The organism is Petrotoga sp. 9T1HF07.CasAA.8.2, from assembly GCF_002895585.1.
Taxonomy (GTDB): Bacteria; Thermotogota; Thermotogae; order Petrotogales; family Petrotogaceae; genus Petrotoga; species Petrotoga mobilis.
The window spans coordinates 130,746-156,897 of sequence record NZ_AZRI01000004.1 but is presented as its reverse complement, the minus strand read 5'-3'; the positions used below and the strand labels follow the sequence as shown (position 1 = coordinate 156,897).

The window sequence follows — 26,152 nt, the reverse complement described above, 5'->3', positions numbered from 1 at the left end:
CCCTCTCAGACTCTGGGGGGGGAGGGCTTCGCCCTGTGACCCTTTTAAAATCAAATTCTTAATTTTTGAAAATGATTTTTAAATTTTTTATGTAAAGTGCGCTTATTCTTTATTTTAACCTCTTCGCCCCGCTCCCCACCCTTCTATGGAAGGGACCTGCGGTCCCTCTCAGACTCTGGGGGGGAGGGCTTCGCCATGCCGTTACTTGTATAGATATTGGCAGATCCTCCAGCCAAATAATAATCTCAATGCTTCATAAAAAGGTAAATCTAAAAAGAATGTAAAGTTCTTTTGGTACTTAGTTTTAAGATCTATTATCGCTTTGTTTAGGTTGTCATAATAGTTAGGCCCTTTTAAATTGACTTTGACTCCTGTTTTGTATTGTGTAAATAGATCTCCTATTACTTTTTTAGAAGTGGTTTCTGTTGATGATAAAAATATTAGTGGAACATTGTTGAAAAACTGTTCAATTTTTTTAGCATACGAATTGAATTGCTGTATATCTTTTTCTTGGTAGTATTTGTAGAATAATATTTCGTAAAGTTCAGAGTCTTCGGCTTTGTAAGGTTTAGGATTACCAGTATGAAATAGTATTCTTTCATAAAATGGGCAATAACTCGGAGGTTCTACTTTTTCAGAGCTCGATAAGGTTTTGATACAGTTTACACATGGAGTTTTATCTTCTTTCAATAGAGCAAATGTAGAGAAGGCTTTTTCCGAATCTGAAATAAATAGACTTACATAATAGTTGATCAAATTTACAACCCTTTTTGCTTTCCCTTCAAGGTAAGCTTTTGATAAAAAGGATAAAGATTTTTGAAAGTCTTTCTCGTAAGCACTCAAACCCATGTTTATAAACGAATAATCTAATAAGGAATTAGCCACTTTGATCATTTTGTAGGCGTTAAAAAAATCTTTTCTTTTTAGAAAGAAAAGACTGAGGGTTAAATATACTAAACCATTTTTTGGGTGTGTATTGATTAGTTCAGTAAAATATTTATTTGAGTCCTCGTCATCACGTATGATTTTCAAAAAACCCATGTTTATCTTAGAGTCTAAGTCACTTTTTCTTTCAAAAAATTTTTCGGCCTTTTGAAAATCATTTCTGAATAGGTGCATCATGCCAAATTGATTTGAATATTCTTGAAGAGATTTGTGACTTAACCTGATTTCAAAAAAATTCGACAATTTCTCGTTCGATAGATCTATATCGTAAATTATCAAATCTAACCAATTATTTATATTGTTTATTGAGACACTTAATTTTTCTATTTCGTAATCAGCCTCATATATGGTTTTAGTTGTTTTCTTTTTTTGCTGTGTGTCAGGTTTTCTTATGCCTTTTTTTTCTAATTCTTTTTCGATTTCTTCTTTTATTTTGTATAAATTTCGCAATTTATCTTCTGCATTATTATTTTCATTAGTCAATTTTTTCACTCCTATCCAAAGTAAAACTGAAATAAGAATCCTTTCCAATAATTATATGATCGTTCATGTTGATACCTAAGATCTCACCAGAATCCATAATTTTTTTGGTAATGTCCCTATCGTGCATGCTCGGTGTGGGATCCCCTGATGGGTGATTATGTACTAAAATAAAAGATACTGCATTGTACATTATAGCTTCTCTAAAAATATCTCGCGGGTGAGCAATTGACATATTTACCGTTCCGTTGGAAATATCTTTGATAGTAATGATGTGGAGTTTAGAATCTAAAAAAATAGCTCTTACAGTTTCTGTGCTGAGATATATCATGTCCTCACAAACATGGTATGCTTCTTCTGGAGAGGTTACCTTTTGATACTTTTGACGCAATTTTTGAAGGTGATATCTTTTGCCTATTTCTAACGCAGCTTTTAGATTTATTGCTCCAACTTTTCCTACTCCTTTTTCTTTTGATATTTCTTCAAGTGATATATCGACCAATTCACTCAATGTTTTATACTTTTTTAATATTTGTTCGGAAACATCAAATACGTTATAATTTCTAACTCCATGTCTTAAAATGATGGCTATAAGTTCCTGGTCTGTGAGAGATTGGGGCCCATATTTTTCTAGTTTCTCTCTTGGTTTTAGTTGATCTTCCATTACTCTCTCCTTTTCGGCTTTTGATAGGAATTTTGGAATATTTGAAATGTTTTTATGAGGTTGCTAACATATGTCTCAATTGCCAGTATAATTTTGCAATAGGTAGACCCATTATGTTGTAGTAATCACCTTCAATTTTTTTGACAAAAACAGCGGCAAAATCTTGAATAGCATAGGCTCCCGCTTTGTCATATACGTTGTTATTTTTTATATAAAAATCTATCACTTCTTCATCCAATTTGTAAAAAGTTACTTTCGAAACTTCATAAAAGGAAGAGAATTTTTCCATTGATCTTAAAGTTACTCCTGTGTAAACACAATGAGTTTTATTCGATAATGTTTGAAGCATTTCGAAAGCTTCATCGTAATTGTGAGGCTTTCCAAATATTTTTCCATCCAAAGTTACTATAGTATCAGCCGTTATGAGAAGTTCTCTATCTGAAATTTCTATATTTTTACTTTTTTTATATGAAATTTCTTGTACAATTTCAGAAGGTGTCGTAGAGTTATAAGTTTCATCAGTATTAGCTGTTCTGATCGTAAAATTTTTTGTTATTAATTTTAAAAGTTCTTGTCTTCGTGGGGATGAGGATCCTAAAACCAATTCAACTTTTGAATCTATCAAGGTTCACACTCCTTAAAATATAACTCACAATTGCTCCGTTTATGAATGCCGTTATTATACCGAAAAAAAGCATGTAAGGGTAATACCAAAAAATATTAGGTGATTTAACAATAAAAAGACTGGCTATAATTAATTGTACAGTGTTGCTGAAAAAGGCTCCAATTTCACTAATTCCTAAAATACCAAATTTGTTGGTAATTTTGAAGGATAAGGACATAAATAAAGCACTGGCGAGTGATCCTCCCAATCCCATCCAAAAGACGGGAGATAAAAACCTTCCACTTAGTATTGAACCAAGCAAAGTTTTTAACAAAGCTATGTACAAGGTATTAGTAATGCTAATTCCACTCACTACAGACAACAACAAAGGGAAGTTAGAAAACCCCCATCTCGCACCAGGCACTGAAACAGGCATGGGTAAAAAGGATTCAACATAGTAAATTGCGGAGGCTAATGCGGTTAAAATAGATATATATGATATTGTTTTTGTTCTTTTTACCATGTATAGATATCAATCCCCGTGTCATCTGCGTTACCTAATGGTTTTACAACTATTTCATTTGGAATACAAATAATGGGTTGATTAGGGTTTTCTACCCATCCTGTATTTTCACAGACTTTCAAGGGACATGATGAATCGGTAACTCTAATTCTTTGATCTATGAATTCTACATTCATCAATAACTCACCTTCATCATTTGTTATGCTGTAAGTTCCGTCTTTTGTTATTTGTAAAATTTGCTCCCCTTTTAAGTAAACTTCTGCACCGTTTATGCCCTTTTTTGGATAAGCGTTCATAAAAATCATTACTAAAACTAACAATATTACAACTAAAAGTAGGTACAGATCATTTTTCTTAGTGAATTTCATAAACTCTCACATTTTCTCCCGAAAATAGTCAAAACCACTTGTCTCAGTACTTTCCCCTGTTGGAGATATAACCAAAGCTTGAATGCCAAAATCTGTGAAATAATCCAAGGCAGGGTTATCGTATCCTAAAACGAAAAGAGCTGTAGAAAAGACGTCTGCTATCATTGCTTTTTCTGCTATCACAGTTACACTGGATGCGTTCTCTGCAGGATATCCATCTTCTGGATCTAATATATGATGATATTTTTTACCGTCTTCGATAAAAAATCTTTCGTAATCTCCAGAGGTAGCCACAGCACCACTTGTTAAATAAATTGTATCTATGGATTTTAAAGCATCTTGTGAAAAAGGATCTCTTATCCCTATAACCCAGGCAAGCTCTCCAAACTTTGGACCTATTATTCCAATATCTCCCCCCGCATCGACAAAACCTGTAGCTCCAGGATCTATTTCCTTAATTTTTTGTATAACTAAATCAATTGCATATCCCTTGGCTATTCCTCCTAAGTCCACTTCGACACCATCTTTTAGTAAAGATATTTCTCTTTTTTCTTCATCAATTTTTATGAATCTATAATCAACGTTTTCTAATGCTCTATTGATTTCTTCTTGGGTTGGAACTTTTTTTGTAGAATTTATGTCATCAAATCCCCACAATTTAAGTATAGGCCTTACTGTAGGGTCGAAAGCTCCACCTGTTATTACTGAATAATTGTAGGCAGCTTGAAATAAAAATAACCCCTCTTCGTCGACTTCAACCTTTCTGTCAGTATTTAATTTTTGGATTATACTACCTTCAACGTTGGGACTAAATTTATTGTGTAATCTATACAACTCTTGTTCTGCTGTGTTCAATAAAACATTTGAAGATACTTTATCCCCTGCTACTTTTACCCTTACAATGGTACCAAGTACTGGGAACTCTTTTTCTTCGTAAACTGGGGTCGGCTTAGAAAATAACAACAAAGATAACAAAAGTACTCCTACACCAAGTGCAGCTATATAAAGATATACTCTTAAACTATGCATATTTTTCTGCCGCAATTTTTACACTCTCCGTTTTCATTCAAATTTTCAATTTTTATGTCGTATCCTTTTCTTGAAATAAGGAGTGCCCCACAATCTGGACAATAAGTATTTTCGTATGTGGAAGACAAAATGTTACCAATATATACAAAATTGAGATATTTTTTTGCAAGCTCGTAGGTTTCTTCTAAAAAGTTGATATCTGTCGGTGGCTCGTTATATTTATAGGCAGGAAAATACCGCGACAAATGAAGAGGAATATCTTTAGAAATGCTTGCTAGCCAAGAAAATTCTTCTTCTAGTTCATCTAAATTATCGTTTATTTTGGGAACTACCAGAGTTGTTACTTCAATATGAATTCCTTCTTCATAGGCTATTTTTATCGTGTTTTTAATAGGATCTAATCTTCCCTTTAATATTTTCATATAACTCTTATCGTCGAATACTTTTAAATCTATATTCATCGCGTCAATATATTGTAGCATAAGTCTCAAGGGTTTTTTATTTATTAATCCGTTTGTTACTAAAACATTGTAGTTGTCAGGATTAGCGTACTTCACCTGCCTTGATGAATCTAAAACGAATTCATACCAAACTATCGGTTCCGAATATGTATATGCAACACCTTGAACGCCATAGTTTTCCATCAAAGATGGAATAGCGCTGGGATATATTTTCTTTTGATATTCAGGTTTCATATGTGCAATTTCGTAATTTTGACAAAAAGGACATTTTAAATTACAGCCCCAGGTCCCCAGAGAAAGGATTTTTTTACCCGGATGAAAATGAAAAAGTGGTTTTTTCTCCATCGGATCAAGAGCCATACTGGTAACGTCCCCATAATTCAATGAATACATCTCACCTTTTATATTTTGTCTAACTCTACATATTCCCGTCTTGCCTGGATACAATATACATTGGTGAGGACATAAGGTGCATTTCAAAATATCATCTTTAAATTCCTCATAAAACAAGGAATTAATTTTCATTTACTTCACCTCTATAATTTTAAAAGAACCTTTCCACAGTGAATTTATATATTTCTATTGGTTCATTTTTATAAATACCTGCTTTTAATTTTACTATTCTCAATTGTTCTTCTACGGTATCAACTCCTTCTAGATCAGGTAGAAGAACACCTCTTTTGTAACCGCTTTTAACAACTATTCCGAAGATTTTGGGATTCAACTCTTTGATATCATTGACTTTTTCTAAATCGGATAGAACATCAACAGAAATAACTAAATCATCTAATTCCCTTGGCGAAAGAGGAGGGAACCGTGGATCACTTGTAGCAGCAGCGATCGCATTTTCTCTTATCTCCGTGATTAAATTATCGTAAACGGGTACAATGGTACCAATACAACCTCTCAATTCTCCAGAGGCTTTGTGAAGGCTTACGAAACAGCCTCTTTTTTTGTTAAATAAATCTTTTGGAAGAGTTTCATCAAAATCTATTTTTCTCTTTTCTTTTACATACCCTTCTATCACTTTTCTTGCCCAAATTACATATGGATGGTGTTCATTCAATATTATCACCTCTTTAAAGTTCAAAACATTCAAGGCGAATTTCATTCATAACATTTATTAAATTATAAAGTAAACTTTATTTTTCATTGGTGCATTATAATATATTTTCAAGCGAACACATTTAAAAAAAACAAAATAATTATAGAGTAGCAAGGAGAAAAATAAATATGACAAAATATGCAAAAACAAGGTTTCTCTCAATTTTAGAGGCTGGTTCATACAACGCGTTCTTTATCGGTACACAAGGGTTTATTTTTACATCTATTGCTCTATACTTTAACGCATCTCCTCTTTTTATATCAATTATGACCTCTTTTCCTATTATAGCACAGATGTTTCAGATTTTCTCTTCACGAATCAACCAATTCATTGGTTCTAAGAAGAAAAGCCTTGTAATAAACGCCTTTATATCGAGGACTTTATTCGTTTTATTGCCCATTTTCATATTTTTTGATGTGAGATCTGAGTATATTATGTTAATTATTATTCTTTTATTTTCTTTTTTTGGAACATTCGTGGGCAACACTTGGACGGTTTTAATTAGAAGCGTAGTTCCTTTTGAACAAAGAGGTAAATATTTCGGACTTCGTAATATATTCGCTTCCATAACTGGTATAATTATGTTGTATCTTTATTCAATGTTTTTAGAATTTCCAAACTTTAAAACAGGGTTGTTGCTGGTTACAAGTTTTATGGCAATTTTCTCTGTTCTTTCAGCTTTTTTGTTAGTGAAACATGAATTTCCTGAAGAAAGCGAAAAAATTTCTTCCGTTAACTTAAACATTTTTACTCCCTTTAAAGATAGAAACTTTAAAAATTTTCTCTTATTTATGTTTGTTTGGAGTTTTGCCATAGAATTTGTAAGGCCTTATTTTGCTTATTATGAAGTCGCGATTCTGAATATAAATTATCAATTCCTTGGGAATATGGGAATAATTACTAGCGTTATCTCTATTTTTTTGTATTTGTTTTATGGTATAGTGGCAGACAGGTTTGGCAGCAAAAACGTTCTAAGCTTGGGAATTTTGTTGTCAACTTTTAGCCCAATGATGTACTTTTTAATGAATGAAAGTAATTATAGGAGTATTTTATTATTAAATGCAATTTTTGCGGCGTTCGCTTGGTCGGCGATAAATTTAGCCATTTTCAACTTACTCTTAGAAATATCCAAAGAACCATCCGAAAATTATATCGCTGCCAACTCTTTCGTTGCAGGTATTGCCGCTATTTTCGGCTCGTTGAGTGGGGGTTTTTTAGCAAACCATCTCGAAAATACAGAAATCAATTTTATGGGGGACCCCTATCATGGGATTCAATTAATTTTTATTATAGGGTTCGTATTAAGAATCATATCTGTTATTCTATTAACTGAAGTTGAGGCAATGGAAAAGCCCATCAGATATAAAGGAATATTCTCCCCCGAGGCAGCATTGTTCAAAAGAAGAGAAATCAATTTTCCCTTTGATTTTTTCCGAAGGAACGGTAAGAAAGTCAAAAAAAATGAACTTCCCCTTTCAGCTGATTTAGAAAAGGAAGAAAAGAGTCAAGTGGTTCCAGAAGTTCCAGAAGAGGGAAAGAGTCAAGTAGTTCCAAATAACAATAAAGAATAAAATGAACCTTAGGTCTTTTCCTTAAATGGGGAGAGTTACTATTTCATAAAAAATTTAGGAGGTTGCCTTAATGGATATTGGAAAAAGATATATGCCGCACGAACTTGAAAATAAATGGTATAAGCTTTGGGAAGAAAACCATTCCTTTGAACCAAAGCCAGGGAATGGTAAGTTTAGTATAGTCATTCCTCCTCCAAATATTACAGGAAGAATACACATTGGTCATGCTTTGAATATCGTTCTTCAAGATATCTCCGTGAGATATAATAGAATGAAAGGTAAAGAAACAGTTTGGATACCCGGAGAAGATCATGCGGGTATAGCCACACAACATGTTGTTGAAAAATATCTTTTAAAAGAAGAAGGTAAAAGAAGAGAAGATTATACTAGAGAAGAATTTTTAAAAATCACTTGGGATTGGGCAAACAAATATCGTAATCACATACGTGAACAGATAAAAGCATTGGCAGCTTCTGTCGACTGGAGCAGAGAAAGATTCACTTTAGATGAAGGACTCAACCAAGCGGTAAGAAAGGTCTTTGTGTCCTTGTACAACGATGGTTTAATATACAAAGGAAAGTATATAGTAAATTGGTGTCCTTCCTGCGGAACCGTTTTGGCAGACGACGAAGTTGAGCACAGTGAAGAAAAAGGCAAGCTTTGGTATATAAAATATCCTTTGGAAAATACTCAAAACTATGTAACTGTCGCAACTACCAGACCTGAAACTATGTTAGGAGATACAGCACTGGCTGTTAATCCTTCAGATGAAAGGTATAAAGATTTAATCGGTGAAACGGCTATTTTACCAATTGTTGGTAGGAAATTGAAAATTATAGCCGATCCTTACGTAGATACAAACTTTGGTACAGGTGTCGTCAAGGTTACCCCCGCCCATGATCCAAATGATTACCAAATTGGTTTAAGGCATGACTTGGAAAGAATACAAATTATAGATGAAAATGCAAAAATAAACGAAAATGGTGGAAAGTACGCAGGATTAGACAGGTATATAGCCAGAGAAAGAATAGTCGAGGACTTGAAGAAAGAGGGATTATTAGAAAAAGAGGAAGATTATACTCATTCTGTAGGTCATTGTTACAGATGTGATACCGTTATAGAACCTCTCCTTTTAGATCAATGGTTTGTTAAAATGAAACCCTTAGCAGAAAAAGCTATACAAGTGGTTGAAAATGATGAAATAAAATTTTACCCTGAAAGATGGAAGAAAGTGTATCTCAACTGGATGTATGAAATAAGGGATTGGTGTATATCAAGACAACTATGGTGGGGTCATAGAATCCCCGTTTGGTATTGCCAAAATTGTGGACATGTCAACGTATCCGTGGAAGACGTTAAAAAGTGTGAAAAATGCGGATCCACGGATTTAAAACAAGATGAGGATGTACTTGATACCTGGTTTTCTTCTGCTCTTTGGCCCTTTTCTACACTAGGGTGGCCCGAAGAAACGGAAGATCTTAAAAGGTTTTATCCAACCGATTTGTTAGTTACTGGATTTGACATAATCTTTTTTTGGGTTGCAAGAATGATAATGATGGGGGAAAAGTTCATGGGCGAGAAGCCCTTTCATGATGTGTACCTGCACCAACTAGTAAGGGACAAATATGGAAGAAAGATGTCTAAATCGTTGGGCAACGGTGTAGATCCCTTAGAAGTAATTAACGAATACGGGACAGATCCGGTTAGATTTACTTTAGCGGTTTTAGCTGCTCAAGGAAGAGATATTAAATTGGATGTTGGTTCATTTGATGCCTACAGAAAGTTTGCAAATAAAATATGGAACGCTACTAGATTTGTACTTTTAAACATGGAAGACCACGAGAAAATCGAACTTAAAGAAGAAGATTTGAAAATCGAGGACAAATGGATTTTAAGTAGATTGAATTCTACAATACTAGAAATCTCGAAAGATTTAGAAGGTTACAACTACGATCAAGCTGCAAGAAAACTGTACGATTTTTTCTGGAATGAATTATGTGATTGGTATATAGAAGCCTCAAAAAATAGGTTAAATTCGAGTGGTAACGATAAATTGATAGTACAAAACGTTATCTTGCAAGTCTTTGATTCTTCATTACGCTTATTACATCCTTTTATGCCTTATATATCAGAAGAACTATGGCAAAAATTGCCTATTGAAAAAGATTCTGAGTTACTGATAAGCGCCAAATGGCCAGAGTATAACGAGAATAATATTTATCCTGAAGCTGAAAAAGTATTTTCAAAGGTTATGGAGTTAGTAAGTGGTATAAGGAACGTTAAAGCCGAAATGGACATACCCCAAACACAAGAGGTTGAAGTGAAATACAAAATTGTAGCAAAAAATGACGATTTTATAGAAGAAAACATAAAACTAATTGAACATTTAGCTTTTTTGAAAGGTATAACTCAAACCGAAGTGAAACCGGCAAAATCTGCCACTGCTTATGTAGATGAAAGTGTAGAAGTTTACATACCTTTAGGCGAATATATAGACGTTGATACAGAAAAACAAAGATTAACAAAAAAATTGGAAAAGCTATCAAAAGATATAGAACTGTATAATAAAAAATTATCGAATAAAAATTTTGTTGAAAAGGCCGATCCAGATGTAGTAGAAAAAACTAAAGAAGATTTGAAGGAAAGTGAGAAAAAATATCAAAAATTACAAGCACTCTTAAAGGAGCTTAGTTAGATGGAATTTACCAATTTAGTTGACTATCTTTATCAAAGAGGAGCAGCAAATTTCAAAGTAAAGTTGGGTCTAGAAAGGATAGATGAATTAAGTAAACGCATTGGAAGTCCACAGAATACGTTCAAAAGTATACACATTACAGGTACCAATGGAAAAGGAAGTGTTACCAGTGCGATTTCACGAATTTTAAGATTTAACGGAATGAAAGTTGGGACCTTTATATCCCCACATTTGGTTTCATTAACAGAGAGAATAAAAGTGAATGGAGAAAACATTTCTGAAAGAGAATTTGTGGAGATATATAATGAAATTGAAGAAGAAGTAAAAACAATGGATCTGAAAGGTGAAGAATATGCCCCGTCATTCTTTGAAATCACAACAGCTATGGCTTTTAAGTATTTTGAAAAGCAAAAAGTTGATGTAGGCGTTTTTGAAGTAGGGTTAGGTGGAAGATTGGATGCTACTAATATTATTAATTCCGACGTTTCAGTCATAACCTCTATATCTAAAGACCATACCAAAACTTTAGGCGATACTCTTGAAGCTATAGCTTACGAAAAAGCCGGTATCATAAAGAAAAACAATTTTTTGGTATTGGGAAATATAGACGAAAGCCCTAAAAAAGTTATCCTAAATAAAGCTAAAGAAGTCAATGCAGAAAAGATTTATGAACATGGGAAAGATTTTTATTCTATCAACCATAGATATTTTATTAACAATAATATGTTAGATTATCATGGACTCAATTATGAAATTAAAGATCTGATTTTTGGTGCAAACGGGTCATTTCAGATGGAAAATGTTACAACATCTTTGGGAGCAACAGAGGCGTTCATGCAAAAATTCGGGAAAACTTTGTCTATCGAAAAAGTCCGAGAAGCCATGGAAAAATTCTTTTGGGAAGGAAGGTTTGAGTACACAGAAATAAACGGTAAAAAGATAGTTTTCGACGGTGCACACAATTTTGCCGCTGCCCAGCAATTAGAAAAAAGTGTCAATCTTTACTTTCCTACTCAGAAAAAAATTGCCCTGATTGGGATATTGGACGATAAAGACTACGAAAAAATGTCTCAAATTTTTGCTTCGGTATTTGATAAAATTATTGTAACATCAGTTCCTTCTGAAAGGGGAAGACATCCTGAATTAATATATGAAGAATTTAAAAAGCATACTAAAAATGTTGAGTTTATAAAAGACCCTTCAGAAGGCTTTAATAAACTTTTATCAGAAAAAAGCGATATTTATTTTGTCACGGGTTCTTTGTATCTACTTGGAAAAATGAAAGAATTAATGTCCACTAATCTAGTGGCATTGTAGATATCTTTTATTGAGGTATATAATATGATAAGAAAAATTAACGCAACAATTGAAGATTTTGAGGACGAAAAAGTTCTAATTAAAATTGGAGCTTTAACTTTGGAAGCTTATCCTTCGTTGAACGTTATAAGATACTTTAAAAAAGGTGACCAATACGAATTCTTCGCTTCCCTAGAAATAAGTGAATGGAACACATCACTTTATATTTTTAAAGATAAAATAGAAAGAGATGTTTTTGAAAGTTTAAAGAAAGTTTCAAAAATCGGACCAAGAATTGCATCAAAAATCCTTAGAAAAACGGATGCAGAAGAATTTATACAGATGATAAACTCACAGGACACTGCTCTTCTTTCAAGCTTACCTGGCATAGGTAAGAAAACAGCAGAAAGACTAATATCTGAACTTTCCGATTCTTTCAGGGTCTTTTCAGCTGGGGCTGGCACTCAATCGTATGGAAATAATAACGTAAAAGAAGCTATAGAAGCTTTAGAAACTCTTGGATTTCAAAGATATGAAATTATGAAGGTCATAGGCCAACTTGATTTAGAAGAACTGAAAACAGAAGAGATAATTAAAGAATGCCTTACAAGGCTGTAGCTATTTCCTTGTAGGTGAGCTAGAAAGGAGGAGGTAGATATAAAAGTATTAATACTTGCCGCTGGGCAAGGAAAACGAATGAAATCAAAGATCCCAAAAGTTGCACATAAAATTCTCGATAAACCAATGATAAATTGGGTTATCGATGTTGCAAAAGAGATAACCGACGAAATCGGGATAGTTCTAGGAAATGGTAAAGATCTAGTAAAAGAATTGTTGGATGAAAATGTTAAAATTTTTGAGCAAAAAGAAAGATTGGGAACGGGTCACGCTGTTCTCTGTGCTGAACAATTTCTCGATGATAACGATATCTTGATACTTTACGGCGACGTGCCTTTTATTTCTTACCATACCCTGAATACTCTCGTTGAAAAACATCTAAAAGATGATAACAGTTCGACTATTCTATCAGTAAGACTAGAGGATCCAACTGGTTATGGACGCATAATAAAAAACGAAGATAAATTTGTTAAAATAGTCGAAGAAAAAGATGCCGATACTTTTGAAAAGCAAATAAAAGAAGTTTATACAGGTATTGCTGTTTACAAAGGAGAACAATTAAAAAAAGCCTTACACCATATCACCCCACAAAATGCCCAAGGAGAATATTATTTGACCGATGTTTTTGAGCATATGGAAAAAGTTGGTGTGGTAGAATTAGAAAATGAAATAGAAGTTATGGGCATAAACGATAGGATACAGTTAGCAGAGGCTGAAAAAAAGATAAGAAAAGAAATTTTAAAGAAACACATGTTAAATGGAGTTACAATACAGGATCCAGATTCCACATACATCTCCGCCGATGTAAGTATTGGCCCTGATACAATAATTTATCCTCAAACATTTATATATGGAAAAACGACCATTGGCGAAGATTGTGAAATAGGTCCACTAACGAGGATCAAAGATTGTATCATAGAAGATAAGGTGAAAATAATTCGATCAGAATGCGAATTAAGTAGAATACAAAAAAATGTTTCAATAGGTCCTTTTTCAAGGCTGAGAGAAGGAACAGAATTACAAGAAAACGTTAAAATAGGCAATTTTGTTGAAACTAAGAAAACGAAGATATCCTGCAACAGCAAAGCACAACATTTAACTTATTTGGGCGACACTTATGTTGGAAAAGATGTAAATGTTGGTGCAGGAACTATAACATGTAACTATGATGGTAAGAAAAAGAACAAGACCTTTATAGATGATGGAGCCTTCATTGGAAGTAACACCTCTTTAGTTGCACCTGTTAATGTTGGTAAAAATTCTCTTATTGGAGCGGGTTCTGTAATAACAAAAGATGTGCCAGATAATGCTTTAGCTTTAGCAAGATCACATCAAATAAACAAAGAAAATTGGGTGTTAAAAAGGAATTCAGAAAATGTTGAGAAGGGAGTATAAAGATGCCAACTAACGAGAATCAATTCAAGGTATTTGCAGGAAATTCTAACCCTCCTTTGGCAAAAAAAATCGTAGAATACATGGGTACAAGATTGGGGGACTGTGAGGTATCAACTTTTGCAGATGGTGAAGTAAACGTAAAAATTAACGAAACAGTCAGAGGATTCGACGTATACATAATTCAATCCATAGCCCCTCCCGTCAATAATAATATCATGGAGTTATTGATAATGATAGATGCCTTAAGAAGGGCTTCAGCTGCATCTATATCTGCTATAATTCCATACTTTGGGTATGCTCGTCAAGATAGAAAAGCAAGGGGTAGGGATCCAATCACTGCAAAGCTTGTCGCTAACTTAATTACAACCGCGGGAGCGACAAGGGTAGTGACAATAGATCTTCATGCCGAGCAAATCCAAGGGTTCTTTGATATACCAGTTGATAACCTTTGGAGCTTTCCTATTTTCTCAAGATATTTTTTAGAAGAAATGAAATTGACACAAAACGAAACCGTGGTAGTTTCCCCAGATGTTGGTGGGGTAAAAAGAGCTAGAAAGTTTGCCCAAAAACTAGGTTGTTCTCTAGCCATTCTAGACAAAAGGAGGCCGAAAGATAACGTTGCAGAAGTAATCAACGTAATAGGAGAAGTAGAAGGGTCCAATTGTATAATATTCGATGATATTATAGATACCGGTGGATCCCTTGTAGCTGCTGCTGAAACTCTACATAATAAAGGTGCAAAAAAGATTATTGCCGCAGCCACACATGGTATATTCTCACTCAATGCTGTTGAAAAATTGCAAAATTCAAGTATTGATAAAATAATTGTTACAGATACAATATATCATAAAGAATTGCCTGACAAATTTGTGGAACTTAAATCCTCTGAACTTTTGGGAGAAGCGATAGTCAGAATAAGAAAAAATTTATCTGTTAGTATACTTTTCAGATAATTAACGGTTGGGAAGCTAGGCAAAAGGATTATTTTCTTTTCCTTATGGGTGGGGAGCGGGGCGAAGGGGCGCTATATATAACGTTTTTGGAGATATTAATAAAGACAAATGGTTAGGAGGTTATTGTATGGCAACAGTTTTCAAAATGAATGTTAATAGAAGAGATTCAAAGATCAAGGCAAAGAAATTCAGAAATGAAAAATTAATTCCAGCAGAAGTATACGGGCCAGCTTTAAAGGAAAACAAACATATAAATATTCCATATAAAGAACTGGAGAGTATGTTAGAAAAAGTTTCTGAGACTACTTTGATTGAACTCAATGTAAAGGGAGAAGATAGCGAAGAAAAATTCACTTGCTTCGTAAAGTCAGTTCAAAGGCATAAAGTATCTGATCAGCCAATTCATGTAGATTTTTATGTTCCAGAAGAAGGAAGAAAAATGAATTTGAGGATACCTTTAGAATTTGAAGGTGAACCCATTGGAGTTACACAAGGGGGTTATTTAAATACCTACGTTCATGAAATACCCGTTGCGATTCTACCTTCGGATATCGTTGATTCAATAAAAGTGGATATCTCTGCGTTAAAACTAGGTGAATCTTTATCCGTTTCAGATATTAAAAGTCTTCTTCCAAAAAGTGCAGAATCACTTCTTGAAGACGAAGAACTTGTCATTAGTGTAATTGAACCGAAGTCAGCAGAAGTGACTGAAGAGACGCAAGAAGAAGAAATAACCGAACCTGAAGTAATACAAGAAAAATCAACTCAAGACATGAAGGAAGAATAAAAAGTGAGAAATTTGGTAATAGGTTTAGGAAATCCTGGCCCGCGTTATGTTTTTACAAAACATAACGTGGGTTTTTTAGCTTTAGATAAATATGAAGAAGCCAAAAAAAATATATCGAATATAAAAAAAATATCCGGTAAGAACTTTGAAGGCTTTTCTATAGAAAACGATATTTTCATTAAACCGTTAACTTATATGAATGCAAGTGGAGAAGTGTTACCATATGTTTTTAAAAAATTTGGTAAAATAGATGAAAGTTTAGTAATAATTTACGATGATATTTGGTTGGACTTAGGTGAAATTCGTATAAGAAAAAGCGGCTCTGATGGGGGTCACAACGGATTAAAATCAATAATAGCTATTTTAAAAAGTACCGATTTCCCTCGAATAAGAATAGGTATAAACAATGGATATGAACATGGATCTGGAAATTTGGCAAACTACGTTTTAAGTCCTTTTACGCAAGAAGAATGGACTGTATTGAACAAAGTACTTGATTATGTTACTATTACAATAGACTTGATTTTAGAAGGCAGAATAAACGAAGCGATGAATAAATTTAACAAAAAGATAATTTAGAACAAAGTTGGAGGAAGGAAATTGAGCAATGGACGAAGAAAAGACAATGCTAGTTAGTAAAGCTCTAGAAGAGATCAGAATAGCAATATTGGAAGAAGATAAATTAAGTGAAATTTTTTTCGAGGATTTTGAAACCGATAGAAATATTGGGAAAATCTTCTTAGGTGTGATTGAAAATAGGGTTCCGAGTTTGGAGGCTTTTTTTGTTAATATTGGATTAGGAAAGAACGGTTTTCTCAGATACAGAGACGTTCTTGATGATCCCAATCAATATAAAGTTGGAGATAAGATTCTAGTTCAGGTAAGGAAAGACGGTGGAACGAGAAAAGGCCCTCAACTTTCTATGCAAATAAGTTTGCCTGGGAAATATTTAGTATACATTCCAAATTCTAATGAAAGTATTGGGATATCTAGAAAAATTCTCCAAGAAAAAGAAAGAATAAGATTGAGGCAAGTTGCAAAAAAAATTCTAATTGATAACGAATCTATAATATTTAGAACTAATTCTGAAGGAATCGATGAAAAAGAAGTAGAAGTAGAATTAAGCGAAATGCGCAAAATGTATAACAGTATTTTACAAAGATTTCATTCTCAAAAAAATCCTGGAGTTTTATACGAAGAAAGTGATTTTCTTGAGTATATATTAAGGGAAAGATTGGATTCTAAAACAAAAAAAATAATCACAGATGACAGACAAATTTTTAGAAAACTAAAAAAAAGTTTGAAAGGTTTCGAACTAAAACCCAAAGTTGAGTTTGTAAGAGGAGATGTTTTTCAGATCCACAATATATACCATCAAATGGAAGAGATCTTTACAAAGAAGATAGAATTATCTGGTGGAGGAACAATTACGGTAGATAGAACGGAAGCTTTAACAGCCATCGATGTAGATTCTGCTGGAAATTTAGAGGGGAAGAATATTGAAGAAACTTCTTTTATTACAAATATGGAAGCAGCCAAAGAAATAGCTAGGCAATTGAAATTAAGGAATATTGGCGGTATGATCGTAGTTGATTTTATTGATATGAAGGACTCTTCACACAAAAAAACGATTATCAATATTCTAAAAGAAGAATCAAAAAAAGATAAATCAAAGGTTACCATATTGGGATTCACAAACATGGGGTTGTTAGAAATTATTAGGAAAAGAACCACACAACCTCTGGATACCAATGTGTATTCACAATGCCCATTGTGTCATGGAACGGGAAAAATCATAGCCCCTTCTTTGGTACATGGAAGATTGATAAAAGAATTATTGTCCTCCGCAAAGGAAATAAAAAAAGAAAAAATAAAAGTAATTGAAATCAACGCATTTCACAACCTTTCGGGATATTTAACCCCAGCTTTGACTGAAGAACTGGAAAAACAGTTAAACGTAAAATTAGAAGTTTCTTTTAACTGGCTAAATCCCAATTCTTACAATATTAAATACAAAAAATAACTTATTAGCATGAAAGCGGTGAAATATCATTTTAAAGAAAATATTGTTTTTTGCGATAATTACTCTTTCTATCTTTTTTTTCGTTTCTGGAATATATCTCTCTAATTCAAAAACCAATGATACTGTTGATTTTCTGAGTAGCACCTATGATAGCCAAAAGGAGCCTTTAATACAGTATCTTTCAAATACGCAAGAAGTCAACTCAACCAACAGTCAATCTTTTTTCAAAAAGATTGATGAAAATGGGACGTATCTAACTAAAACAATTCAAACAAACAACAATGAATATGTTTCACTGGCTATTAAGGGGAACCAGTACTATTTGTATTTCATAGACGAAGAAGGCAATATAAGAAAAGAAATGTTCATAGAAAGCGGTCAGGTAAGTATAAATGATTTTGTTTTTTTCAATAATACCTTCACTCTAGTGGGACAAAAAAATGGGAAACCTTACATTTTAAATATATCTGATATGGGGGAAATGAACTGGTCTCTTGTCATCAATTTTCAAGGAGCATTAAACTCAATAAAGAATACCTCTGGGAGTTACATCGTTGGAGGATGGGTAATAGCAAATGGTAACAGTCAAGCGTACATCTCTGAAATAAACCTTACCGGAAAGAAAATTTGGGAAAACATGTATGGAAGGGATAGAGAGGAAAAAATCGTTGATTTAGTAATTGATAATAACAGAATCATAGCCTCAGGTACGTCTAATTCTAATCCAGAAAAACAAAACGACTTATTAATATTAGAATATAGTAGAGAGGGAATATTAATATTTTCAGATGAATATGGTTATACAACTTTTCACGAAAATCCAAATAGTATAACCCAAGATAATGAAGGAAACATATATATAGGGGGATACATTACTACACTCAACGAACAAGAGTGGAAAGGCTTTATAATGAAGATATCGAAAGACCTTGAACAAAAAGACACTATTGAAGTTGAATACTTTGAAACTTTATCTATAAAATCACTTTCTCGTGTTGAAGAAGTAAAAGTTTATAACAATCAAATTTATTTGTTGGGAGCATGTATTGACAATTGGCCGGATTATGATCTGTTTTTAAGAATCATAAATCCCAACGGTGTACTAATTGAACAAAAAATCTACGGCACTAACGATCAAGAAATAATCTATTCTTTTGAAATATTACCTGCAGGGGAAATTTTAGGTACGGGGCAGGTAAAAGATTCAAATAATCAAATTTATCCATTAATTATAAAAACTGATTCATCATACTCAATACCTCAAAAAGAAAAGCCCTAAATCTAAATCATTATCAACGAAAGGAGAATACAACAATTGAAACCATCAACGGTAAAATACCTATCAAAAAAAATAATGGCTTCTGGAGAAATACCTCTCTTATGGGGGCATTTTGGTGTCGGTAAAACGGATATAGCTAAAGAAATAGCTCAAGAGACTGGAAGAGAATTGATCATATTGGTCATCTCTCAGATGGAACCCGGTGATCTAATTGGACTCCCTTCTAGGGACGCAGAAAAAACGGTCTTTTTAAAACCTGACTGGTGGCCTAATAAAGATGAAGTAATAATAATGATCGATGAAATAAACAGGGCACACAGATCGATAAGAAATGCTATCATGCAATTATTGATAGACAGAAGAATACATAATCATATATTACCCGCTGGAGCATGGATCATGGGAGCCGCCAATCCTCCCGATGAAGAGTACGATCAAGTAGATTTGATAACCGATCCTGCCTTCATGTCGAGATTCTTTCATTTAGAATTGTCTCCTGATGTTGACGATTGGGTAAACTGGTCTAATCAAGAGCAAGTAAAAGGTGAAGTTATTTCTTTTATCAAAGAATATCCTGAATATCTTTCTTCCGATAATATTGTATCGATGAGACTCAATTTAAGGCCCAGTCCCAGAAGTTGGTATAAATTATCCAACGTTTTATCTAATTTATCTGAAGATGATATGAAAAAATATAGTTACGTCATTGCTGCCTCAATAGTTGGATCCGAAGCAGCTAGATCGTTTTTATCTCATTTGGAAAATAAAGTTGAACTACCAAACCCAAAAGATTTACTAATCGAGGGCAAAAATCTTGAAAGAATCGAGAAATTGACCAATGAAGAAAAAGTAAGTCTTATTTTGAGAATAAATAATTATTTTGAATCATTAAATGAAGAAGAAATGGAACAATTATTATCTGATGGCGATCAAAAAACAATCGCAGAAAATGTAAAGATCATAAGTGAGGTCATACCTAAGGATGCTATGTTCTCCGTATTAAGATTTCTAAACGAAATGGTAGAAAAAAATAAAGGATTAAAAAAAGCCTTTTACGACAAACTTTTGGAAGAAATTGCCATTAAACTAGGAGATTCCACTTGGATGGAAGGAATTTAGAATGGATGATATACTTCAAAAGGCTTGGATTGAACTGGAAAAAGAAAGCTTATTTTTTTCTTACTTGAGGATGAATTTTGATTCAATGCCAACCACTTCAGTAAGAACTATAAAGGTTTCAATAACAGCTCAAGGGAAATTTAGATTGTTGTATAATCCAAACCGTTTAAAAAATATTGGTTTAATATTAACCAAAGGAATTTTAAAACACGAAATTTACCATATAATTTTTGGACATATATTCATAAAACCTAAAAACAAAAGGGAAAGAGGTATTTGGGATTTAGCAATGGACGCAGCGGTAAACCAGTATATCAGAGAATTAGATGTATTTGCAGAACCTTTAGATGTAATGGTAGCCGAAGGACATGCCCCAGACAACGAATTCTTTTTTGTTACCGCTCCCATGAACCTCTTAAATAAAACGGCAGAAGAATACTATAGATACGCAATGGATTTGTTGGAAAAAAACAAGATGATCGATATAGAAGAGATATTAGAAAAAAGAGAGAACAATCTTGACTCACACGACTTTTCATCAGATATTCCAGAAGAAATGGCTTTTGATATCGTAAGTGAGTTTGTTACAAAAGCTTACGACAAAAGCAAAGACAATCTTCCCGATGGTATAGAATTAGCAGTTTCTCTTATGGTAACAAAACCTTTCTTTAACTGGGAAACAATGTTAAGAAGATTTTTTGGTAGTTCTATTATCGTTGAAAAATACAGGACCCTAATGAGACCAAATAGAAGATATGAGGATCAACCAGGTTGGAGATCAAAAATGGGACCAAATATTGCAATAATCATCGATACAAGTGGTTCTATTATAGAAGAAGAATACAATGCTTTTTTCAGTGAAATAGAAAATATTGCAAAATCTCTCGGTGGAAAAGTAACCCTAATTCAAGCAGACAGTCATATCCAAAATATTATGACCTATCACAAAGGGAGCTGGAAGGAACTAGTTTTAAAAGGTAAAGGGTCAACTGACATGCAACCCGCAGTTGATTACGTTGAGGAAAATTTAAGACCAGAAGGCATAATCATATTCACAGACGGTTGGGTTGAAGTACCAAATGTACAAAGGAGGATCCTCTTTATCTTGTCAAAAAAACACAACCCCGATTTTATAAATAATGTGATAGAATATTATGGAAAGAACAGTATTGCAATTATCAGCTAACCGTTAGGAGGAATATTTATGGCCAAAAAAATGAAAAGTTTAGGTGGAAGATCTCTTTCTAAAAAGACCGGCAGCAAAACCGATATGAACAAAATGCTTCAAGAAGCGCAAAGGGCACAAGTTGAAATGCAAGAAGAACTAGATAAGCTGGATGAAGAGTTATCCAACGTTGAAGTAGAAGCCACCGCAGGCGGGGGTGTAGTAAAGGTTGTGGCAACATGCGATATGAGAATAAAAGATATAGTTATATCTGAAGAAGTTGAAGATGAAGATATAGACACCTTAAAAGATCTTATAATAGCTGCTTCAAATGAAGCGATAGAAAAGGCTAGCAAACTTAAAGAGGAAAAAACTAACGAGATTTCACAAAAATTCTTAGGAACTCTGCCTAACTTTGGGGCTTAAAAAAATTAACTTTTTCTTTTCAAAAAAGCATAATTTCATGTGTACAATAAAAGTAAGAGAAAAAAATAACAAACAATTTAACAGGAGGTGTTTTATAAGTGGCAGTTAAAATAGGGATAAACGGTTTTGGGAGAATAGGTAGATTAGTTTTTAGGCAGTTAGTTGAAAACCCAAACTTTGAAGTAGTGGCGATAAACGATCTTACAGATTCAAAAACTTTAGGGACACTTTTAAAATACGATTCCGTTCATGGAAAATTCAAAGGAACGGTGGAGGTAATTGATAGCGGTTTAAAGGTCAACGGGAAAGAGATCAAGGTTTTGGCAGAAAAAGATCCCGCCAACCTCCCATGGGGTGAATTAGGTGTTTCAATAGTTATCGAATCTACAGGTGTATTTGTAAGTAAAGAAAAGGCTTCTGCACACCTAAAAGCTGGTGCTAAGAAAGTTATAATCACCGCTCCAGCAAAAGGTGAAGTAGATGCAACGGTAGTTATGGGAGTTAATGACGATGTAATCACTCCTCAGATGGAAGTTATTTCAAACGCATCTTGTACAACCAACTCAATTGCACCAGTTATTAAGGTACTAAACGACAAATTAAAAATTAAAAGAGGTTTGTTAACCACCGTTCATTCATTTACAAACGATCAAAGGGTTTTAGACTTACCTCATAAAGATTTGAGAAGAGCAAGAGCAGCATCTCTAAATATTATCCCAACGACAACCGGGGCTGCTAAAGCTGTTGGATTAGTAATTCCAGAACTAAAGGGTAAGTTAGATGGAATGGCTTTGAGAGTTCCCACTCCAGATGGATCTATTAGTGATTTAACTGTAGAAGTGGAAAAACCAACAACCGTTGAAGAAATAAACAAAATGATGAAAGATGCCGTAGAAAATGAATTAAAAGGTCTCTTTGAATATAGTGAAGAACCAATTGTTTCTTCTGATATTGTTGGTTCAACTGTTGCAGGAATATTCGATGCTACATTAACTAATGTAATTGATGGAACTTTTGTTAAAGTGTGTGCCTGGTACGACAACGAAAATGGATACTCATCAACCGTTGTCAAATTGACTGAAAAATTAGCTAAGATGTTGTAATTTCAAATAGTAAAAAGGGGATAAAATCCCCTTTTTCTTTAAAAGAAATGCAAATATAGGGGGTGTCAATATGGAAAAATTAACTATAAAAGACGTAGATCTTAAAGGCAAAAAAGTCATAATGAGAGTTGATTTCAACGTTCCTATAAAAGATGGAAAAATAACCGATGAAACAAGAATCGTAGCCGCTCTTGACACAATTCAATACGCCTTAGACAAAGGAGCAAAAGTAATATTACTATCTCACTTAGGCCGTCCCAAAGGTGAAAAGGACCCTCAATTTTCTCTAAAACCCGTAGCCGATAGATTAGGTGAGCTATTAAATAATAAAGTTTATTTTGTAGATGAAACCAGAGGACCAAAAGTTGAAGAAGCTGTTTCAGAGTTAAAAGAAGGTGAAGTATTAGTTCTTGAAAATACAAGATTTGAAAAAGGTGAAACAAAAAACGATCCTGAACTGGCAAAATATTGGGCGTCCTTAGCGGATCTTCATGTTAATGATGCTTTTGGAACGGCTCATAGAGCACACGCTTCAAATGTTGGAATCGCGGACTATATACCAAGTGTTGCAGGATTTTTGATGGAAAAAGAGATCCAATTTTTACAAAAGGCCGTTGAAAACCCTGAAAAACCGTATGTAGTAATCCTGGGTGGTGCTAAAGTATCCGACAAAATAGGGGTAATAAATAATTTGTTAAATAAAGCTGATAAGATTTTAATCGGCGGAGCAATGATGTTTACTTTTTTAAAAGCTTTAGATAAAAAGGTTGGTTCTTCATTAGTAGAGGAAGATAAACTCGATGTTGCAAAAGAAATTCTAGAAAATGCTAAAGCAAAAGGCGTTGAGATTGTTTTACCTATTGATGCCGTTATCGCTCAAAAAATAGAAGCAGGTGTTGAAAAGAAAACCGTAAAAATAGATGATGGAATTCCCGAAGGTTGGATGGGCTTAGATATAGGACTTGAAACCGTATCTTTATTTAAAGAGAAAATTTCTGATTCCAAAACGATCGTTTGGAACGGTCCTATGGGAGTTTTTGAAATAGATGATTTTGCTTTTGGTACCGAAGAAGTAGCAAAGGCAATTGCAGAAGTAACTAAAAAAGGTTGCATAAGTATTATAGGTGGAGGAGATTCTGCGGCTGCGGCAGAAAAATTCGGTTTGGCTAGCGAATTTTCACACGTTTCAACTGGTGGAGGAGCCTCTTTAGAGTTTTTAGAAGGTATAGAATTGCCAGGTATCTCTTCAATATCCGAAAAAAAAAATCTGAATGAAAGAATATTCATTCTTGCTGGAAATTGGAAGATGAACAAGACAAACGCGGAAGCAGCTGAATTTGTCTCAAAACTAATAGGACAGATAAAAACTCAAGATAAGTTTGAAGTTATTGTTTGCCCGCCTTTCACAGCTCTTGAAAAGGTAAGGGATATCACAAGTACTTCTAGTATAAAAGTAGGTGCCCAAAATGTTTATTACGAGGATAAAGGTGCTTACACAGGCGAGATCTCAGTTAATATGTTGAAAGATATAGGAGTAGAATATGTAATTCTTGGTCATTCCGAGAGAAGGCACATCTTTCAAGAAAGCGATGAACTCATAAACAAGAAGCTCAAAAAGGTATTAGCATCAGGTTTAAAACCCATACTGTGTGTAGGTGAACAGCTGGAAGAGCGTGAAAAGGGTTTAACGTTCAACGTTGTAGAAAGACAGATTAAAGAAGCTCTTTATGGTTTAACAGAAGAAGAATCAAAAAAGATCATAATCGCCTACGAACCCGTATGGGCAATCGGAACAGGCAAAGTAGCAACACCCAACCAAGCTCAAGAAGTTCATAAGTTTATCAGAGACCTTTTGAAAGATATCTTCAATGAAGAATTCGCTAAAAAAACTACAATACTTTATGGTGGAAGCATAAAACCAAACAATTATTTGGGCCTTTTTGGTAAACCAGATATAGACGGTGGTTTAGTTGGAGGTGCCTCATTAACACAAGAATTTGTAGAGCTTGCCAATATTATGAAAGAAATCATAGAATAAGCCACCTTACAGGGTGGCTTTTTTTCATATTTTTCTTTTTTTATGTTAGAATTGTATATAGTAGAGATTTCGTAAAATTGGGACAATATGGTTTGATCTGTGAAAAGGAAGGAGGGGGGAACGATGATTACTTACGAATCACTAAAAAATGTTTCAACGAGCGTTGTTATCGAGCTCGTAAATGAAGTATTTAAAGACTATGTTTTCCCAGTCAATTGGAATTTGGAAAGTTTTGAAAAAGATGTGAAAGAAAACTCTATTTCCATAGAAGATTCTTTTATAGCTCTTTCTGACGGCATACCTGTAGGTTTTAGTATTATATCCATACGAAAAGATATTGGAAGAATCGACTCATTTGGAGTAAAAGAAGAATTTAGAGGAAAAGGGTTGGCTTCTGAAATCATCTTTCGAACAATTGAAACATTAAAATGGAAAGAGATAAAGAAAATAATCTTAGAAGTTGCCCAAAGTGATTTAAGGTCTATAAGATTTTATAATAAGCATGGTTTTAGGGCAACAAGGGAGCTGGCTTCTTTTTTTAAAGAAAAAGATAACTCATCAAATGCTCATTTCAAATACGAACAAACTACTTCAGATGTAATCCATGAAATGGCAATAGAAGCAAAATTTAGATTTAAGAGAAAACCAAATTGGCAAAGAGAACCTATAACCATAAAACTTAGTGAAAACAGATACAACTATGAAATCATCTCCGACAATAATAAGAAATGCGGCTATGTTGTGTGGGGATTCAACAAAGATAATTGTTACATAGTCGATGCCTCCCCTGTTGAAGAGGGTTACACCTTCGACGCAATAATTGAAGATATCTCATCTAAACTTTTTGAAATAAAAGATAGAATTGTTTTAGTCTCAGTTCCAGAAGATGATCCGTTGTACAAAGCTTTAATTGACAATAATTATTCTATATTTATAAAACAAATAGAAATGGAAAGAATCATTCATTGATTAATTTAGGCTCTATTTGAACAAATTCATCGATATTCAAATTGTCGTTTATAGATACGAAATAATAAGATTTATAACTTTCTTTTGTCTCTAATTTCACGTTATGTTTTTCTTTTCCAGCCTCAAGTGTAAAAATAAGCTCATTTCCATTTTTTATTAGATCGTGAGATAATAACTTTTCACTAGTAGATTTTAGAGCGTATAAGACAAAAAATAGATGTTTGTTTCCTCTTTTGTAGCTAATTTCAGTTTCTAATTGAGGCAGTTGATCATTGAATTTGTGGTATAAAGTTTTCATTATCAGTTTCTCTTTTAATGGAATCAATACAATCCCTCCCTCCTTTAGGTAGGTTAATCTACTCTTAACTAGAAAGTTATATAATTTTCATTCTATTATACCACATATAAAAGAATCAGCCAAATTTTCTAGCATAATTTTTAAGCTTCTTTTAATTATTAACAGTTATCATGAAAGTATTGCTATTCCTTTCCTTATTGGTGGGGATCGGTGGAAGGGCAAAAAAATCCTTTTCCTT

General features: G+C 33.6%; 25 protein-coding genes. 16 read left to right on the top strand and 9 right to left on the bottom strand.

What is annotated here, in order from left to right; translation table 11 throughout:
* Positions 1-201 precede the first annotated feature (201 nt).
* From X925_RS00950 to amrA, 8 genes are read right to left on the bottom strand one after another with little or no spacing between them, the layout of a single operon-like run.
* Complete coding sequence (locus tag X925_RS00950; protein WP_121958872.1) at positions 202-1,428, bottom strand: type IV pilus biogenesis/stability protein PilW; 1,227 nt, start codon at positions 1,426-1,428, stop codon at positions 202-204.
* Positions 1,421-2,089, bottom strand: coding sequence for a DNA repair protein RadC (gene radC, locus X925_RS00945; protein ID WP_012209267.1), 669 nt, complete (start codon positions 2,087-2,089; stop codon positions 1,421-1,423). The genes X925_RS00950 and radC overlap by 8 nt, the downstream gene beginning before the upstream one ends.
* A 52-nt stretch (positions 2,090-2,141) precedes the next feature.
* Positions 2,142-2,714, bottom strand: a complete 573-nt coding sequence (locus X925_RS00940) for a nucleoside triphosphate pyrophosphatase (protein WP_121515252.1) — start codon at positions 2,712-2,714, stop codon at positions 2,142-2,144.
* Positions 2,695-3,216: a Gx transporter family protein gene (locus X925_RS00935; RefSeq protein ID WP_012209265.1), complete on the bottom strand. Its 522-nt coding sequence runs from the start codon at positions 3,214-3,216 to the stop codon at positions 2,695-2,697. The genes X925_RS00940 and X925_RS00935 overlap by 20 nt, the downstream gene beginning before the upstream one ends.
* Positions 3,210-3,584 (bottom strand): NusG domain II-containing protein, encoded by a 375-nt coding sequence (locus tag X925_RS00930; RefSeq protein ID WP_121958871.1) that lies wholly within the window; start codon positions 3,582-3,584, stop codon positions 3,210-3,212. The genes X925_RS00935 and X925_RS00930 overlap by 7 nt, the downstream gene beginning before the upstream one ends.
* A 6-nt stretch (positions 3,585-3,590) precedes the next feature.
* On the bottom strand, positions 3,591-4,628 hold the full coding sequence (locus X925_RS00925) for an FAD:protein FMN transferase (RefSeq protein WP_121958870.1): 1,038 nt from the start codon (positions 4,626-4,628) through the stop codon (positions 3,591-3,593).
* A complete protein-coding gene (amrS, locus tag X925_RS00920) occupies positions 4,601-5,599 on the bottom strand; it encodes an AmmeMemoRadiSam system radical SAM enzyme (protein WP_121958869.1) in 999 nt (332 codons plus the stop codon). The genes X925_RS00925 and amrS overlap by 28 nt, the downstream gene beginning before the upstream one ends.
* Before the next feature lie 19 nt (positions 5,600-5,618).
* Complete coding sequence (amrA, locus tag X925_RS00915) at positions 5,619-6,185, bottom strand: AmmeMemoRadiSam system protein A (protein WP_369973986.1); 567 nt, start codon at positions 6,183-6,185, stop codon at positions 5,619-5,621.
* Positions 6,186-6,307: 122 nt separating this feature from the next.
* Between amrA and X925_RS00910 the strand changes: the two genes are divergently transcribed.
* From X925_RS00910 to X925_RS00835, 16 genes are all read left to right on the top strand, one after another.
* Entirely contained in the window at positions 6,308-7,750 is a 1,443-nt protein-coding gene (locus X925_RS00910) for an MFS transporter (RefSeq protein WP_121958867.1), read from the top strand.
* Positions 7,751-7,820: 70 nt separating this feature from the next.
* Positions 7,821-10,445, top strand: a complete 2,625-nt coding sequence (locus X925_RS00905; RefSeq protein ID WP_103064476.1) for a valine--tRNA ligase — start codon at positions 7,821-7,823, stop codon at positions 10,443-10,445.
* Positions 10,446-11,762 (top strand): folylpolyglutamate synthase/dihydrofolate synthase family protein, encoded by a 1,317-nt coding sequence (locus X925_RS00900; RefSeq protein WP_121958866.1) that lies wholly within the window; start codon positions 10,446-10,448, stop codon positions 11,760-11,762.
* Between the two features lie 24 nt (positions 11,763-11,786).
* Positions 11,787-12,359, top strand: coding sequence for a Holliday junction branch migration protein RuvA (gene ruvA / locus X925_RS00895; protein WP_121515243.1), 573 nt, complete (start codon positions 11,787-11,789; stop codon positions 12,357-12,359).
* Between the two features lie 39 nt (positions 12,360-12,398).
* Positions 12,399-13,754, top strand: a complete 1,356-nt coding sequence (glmU, locus tag X925_RS00890; RefSeq protein ID WP_121515242.1) for a bifunctional UDP-N-acetylglucosamine diphosphorylase/glucosamine-1-phosphate N-acetyltransferase GlmU — start codon at positions 12,399-12,401, stop codon at positions 13,752-13,754.
* A 2-nt stretch (positions 13,755-13,756) separates the two neighbouring features.
* Complete coding sequence (locus tag X925_RS00885) at positions 13,757-14,707, top strand: ribose-phosphate pyrophosphokinase (protein ID WP_121515241.1); 951 nt, start codon at positions 13,757-13,759, stop codon at positions 14,705-14,707.
* Between the two features lie 127 nt (positions 14,708-14,834).
* On the top strand, positions 14,835-15,494 hold the full coding sequence (locus tag X925_RS00880) for a 50S ribosomal protein L25 (protein WP_103065441.1): 660 nt from the start codon (positions 14,835-14,837) through the stop codon (positions 15,492-15,494).
* Positions 15,495-15,497: 3 nt separating this feature from the next.
* Positions 15,498-16,073, top strand: coding sequence for an aminoacyl-tRNA hydrolase (gene pth / locus X925_RS00875; RefSeq protein WP_121515240.1), 576 nt, complete (start codon positions 15,498-15,500; stop codon positions 16,071-16,073).
* A 28-nt stretch (positions 16,074-16,101) separates the two neighbouring features.
* A complete protein-coding gene (locus X925_RS00870) occupies positions 16,102-17,517 on the top strand; it encodes an Rne/Rng family ribonuclease (RefSeq protein WP_103065439.1) in 1,416 nt (471 codons plus the stop codon).
* Positions 17,518-17,560: 43 nt separating this feature from the next.
* Positions 17,561-18,796, top strand: a complete 1,236-nt coding sequence (locus X925_RS00865) for an SBBP repeat-containing protein (protein WP_121958865.1) — start codon at positions 17,561-17,563, stop codon at positions 18,794-18,796.
* A gap of 36 nt (positions 18,797-18,832) precedes the next feature.
* Positions 18,833-19,915 (top strand): AAA family ATPase, encoded by a 1,083-nt coding sequence (locus X925_RS00860; protein WP_121958864.1) that lies wholly within the window; start codon positions 18,833-18,835, stop codon positions 19,913-19,915.
* Position 19,916: 1 nt separating this feature from the next.
* Positions 19,917-21,101 (top strand): VWA-like domain-containing protein, encoded by a 1,185-nt coding sequence (locus X925_RS00855; RefSeq protein WP_012209249.1) that lies wholly within the window; start codon positions 19,917-19,919, stop codon positions 21,099-21,101.
* Between the two features lie 18 nt (positions 21,102-21,119).
* Positions 21,120-21,506, top strand: a complete 387-nt coding sequence (locus X925_RS00850; protein WP_012209248.1) for a YbaB/EbfC family nucleoid-associated protein — start codon at positions 21,120-21,122, stop codon at positions 21,504-21,506.
* 98 nt (positions 21,507-21,604) lie between these two features.
* The gene (gene gap / locus X925_RS00845) at positions 21,605-22,609 is read left to right on the top strand and encodes a type I glyceraldehyde-3-phosphate dehydrogenase (protein WP_012209247.1); all 1,005 of its coding nucleotides are present in this window, start codon (positions 21,605-21,607) and stop codon (positions 22,607-22,609) included.
* A gap of 70 nt (positions 22,610-22,679) precedes the next feature.
* Positions 22,680-24,647, top strand: a complete 1,968-nt coding sequence (gene tpiA / locus X925_RS00840; protein ID WP_121958863.1) for a triose-phosphate isomerase — start codon at positions 22,680-22,682, stop codon at positions 24,645-24,647.
* Positions 24,648-24,770: 123 nt separating this feature from the next.
* A complete protein-coding gene (locus tag X925_RS00835) occupies positions 24,771-25,616 on the top strand; it encodes a GNAT family N-acetyltransferase (protein WP_103065435.1) in 846 nt (281 codons plus the stop codon).
* Here the strand turns inward: X925_RS00835 and X925_RS00830 are convergent.
* Positions 25,606-25,941 carry a hypothetical protein gene (locus X925_RS00830; protein WP_012209244.1) on the bottom strand — a complete coding sequence of 112 codons (336 nt, stop codon included), beginning with the start codon at positions 25,939-25,941 and terminating at the stop codon, positions 25,606-25,608. The genes X925_RS00835 and X925_RS00830 overlap by 11 nt on opposite strands.
* Positions 25,942-26,152: the final 211 nt, after the last annotated feature.

What these genes read in the sequence shown, in the direction of transcription:
- radC (WP_012209267.1), bottom strand. Translation starts at nt 2,089, where the DNA reads ATGGAAGATCAACTAAAACCAAGAGAGAAACTAGAAAAATATGGGCCC.
- X925_RS00935 (WP_012209265.1), bottom strand. Translation starts at nt 3,216, where the DNA reads ATGGTAAAAAGAACAAAAACAATATCATATATATCTATTTTAACCGCA.
- X925_RS00930 (WP_121958871.1), bottom strand. Translation starts at nt 3,584, where the DNA reads ATGAAATTCACTAAGAAAAATGATCTGTACCTACTTTTAGTTGTAATA.
- amrS (WP_121958869.1), bottom strand. Translation starts at nt 5,599, where the DNA reads ATGAAAATTAATTCCTTGTTTTATGAGGAATTTAAAGATGATATTTTG.
- amrA (WP_369973986.1), bottom strand. Translation starts at nt 6,185, where the DNA reads ATGAAATTCGCCTTGAATGTTTTGAACTTTAAAGAGGTGATAATATTG.
- X925_RS00910 (WP_121958867.1), top strand. Translation starts at nt 6,308, where the DNA reads ATGACAAAATATGCAAAAACAAGGTTTCTCTCAATTTTAGAGGCTGGT.
- X925_RS00905 (WP_103064476.1), top strand. Translation starts at nt 7,821, where the DNA reads ATGGATATTGGAAAAAGATATATGCCGCACGAACTTGAAAATAAATGG.
- X925_RS00900 (WP_121958866.1), top strand. Translation starts at nt 10,446, where the DNA reads ATGGAATTTACCAATTTAGTTGACTATCTTTATCAAAGAGGAGCAGCA.
- ruvA (WP_121515243.1), top strand. Translation starts at nt 11,787, where the DNA reads ATGATAAGAAAAATTAACGCAACAATTGAAGATTTTGAGGACGAAAAA.
- X925_RS00885 (WP_121515241.1), top strand. Translation starts at nt 13,757, where the DNA reads ATGCCAACTAACGAGAATCAATTCAAGGTATTTGCAGGAAATTCTAAC.
- X925_RS00880 (WP_103065441.1), top strand. Translation starts at nt 14,835, where the DNA reads ATGGCAACAGTTTTCAAAATGAATGTTAATAGAAGAGATTCAAAGATC.
- X925_RS00870 (WP_103065439.1), top strand. Translation starts at nt 16,102, where the DNA reads ATGGACGAAGAAAAGACAATGCTAGTTAGTAAAGCTCTAGAAGAGATC.
- X925_RS00855 (WP_012209249.1), top strand. Translation starts at nt 19,917, where the DNA reads ATGGATGATATACTTCAAAAGGCTTGGATTGAACTGGAAAAAGAAAGC.
- X925_RS00850 (WP_012209248.1), top strand. Translation starts at nt 21,120, where the DNA reads ATGGCCAAAAAAATGAAAAGTTTAGGTGGAAGATCTCTTTCTAAAAAG.
- tpiA (WP_121958863.1), top strand. Translation starts at nt 22,680, where the DNA reads ATGGAAAAATTAACTATAAAAGACGTAGATCTTAAAGGCAAAAAAGTC.
- X925_RS00835 (WP_103065435.1), top strand. Translation starts at nt 24,771, where the DNA reads ATGATTACTTACGAATCACTAAAAAATGTTTCAACGAGCGTTGTTATC.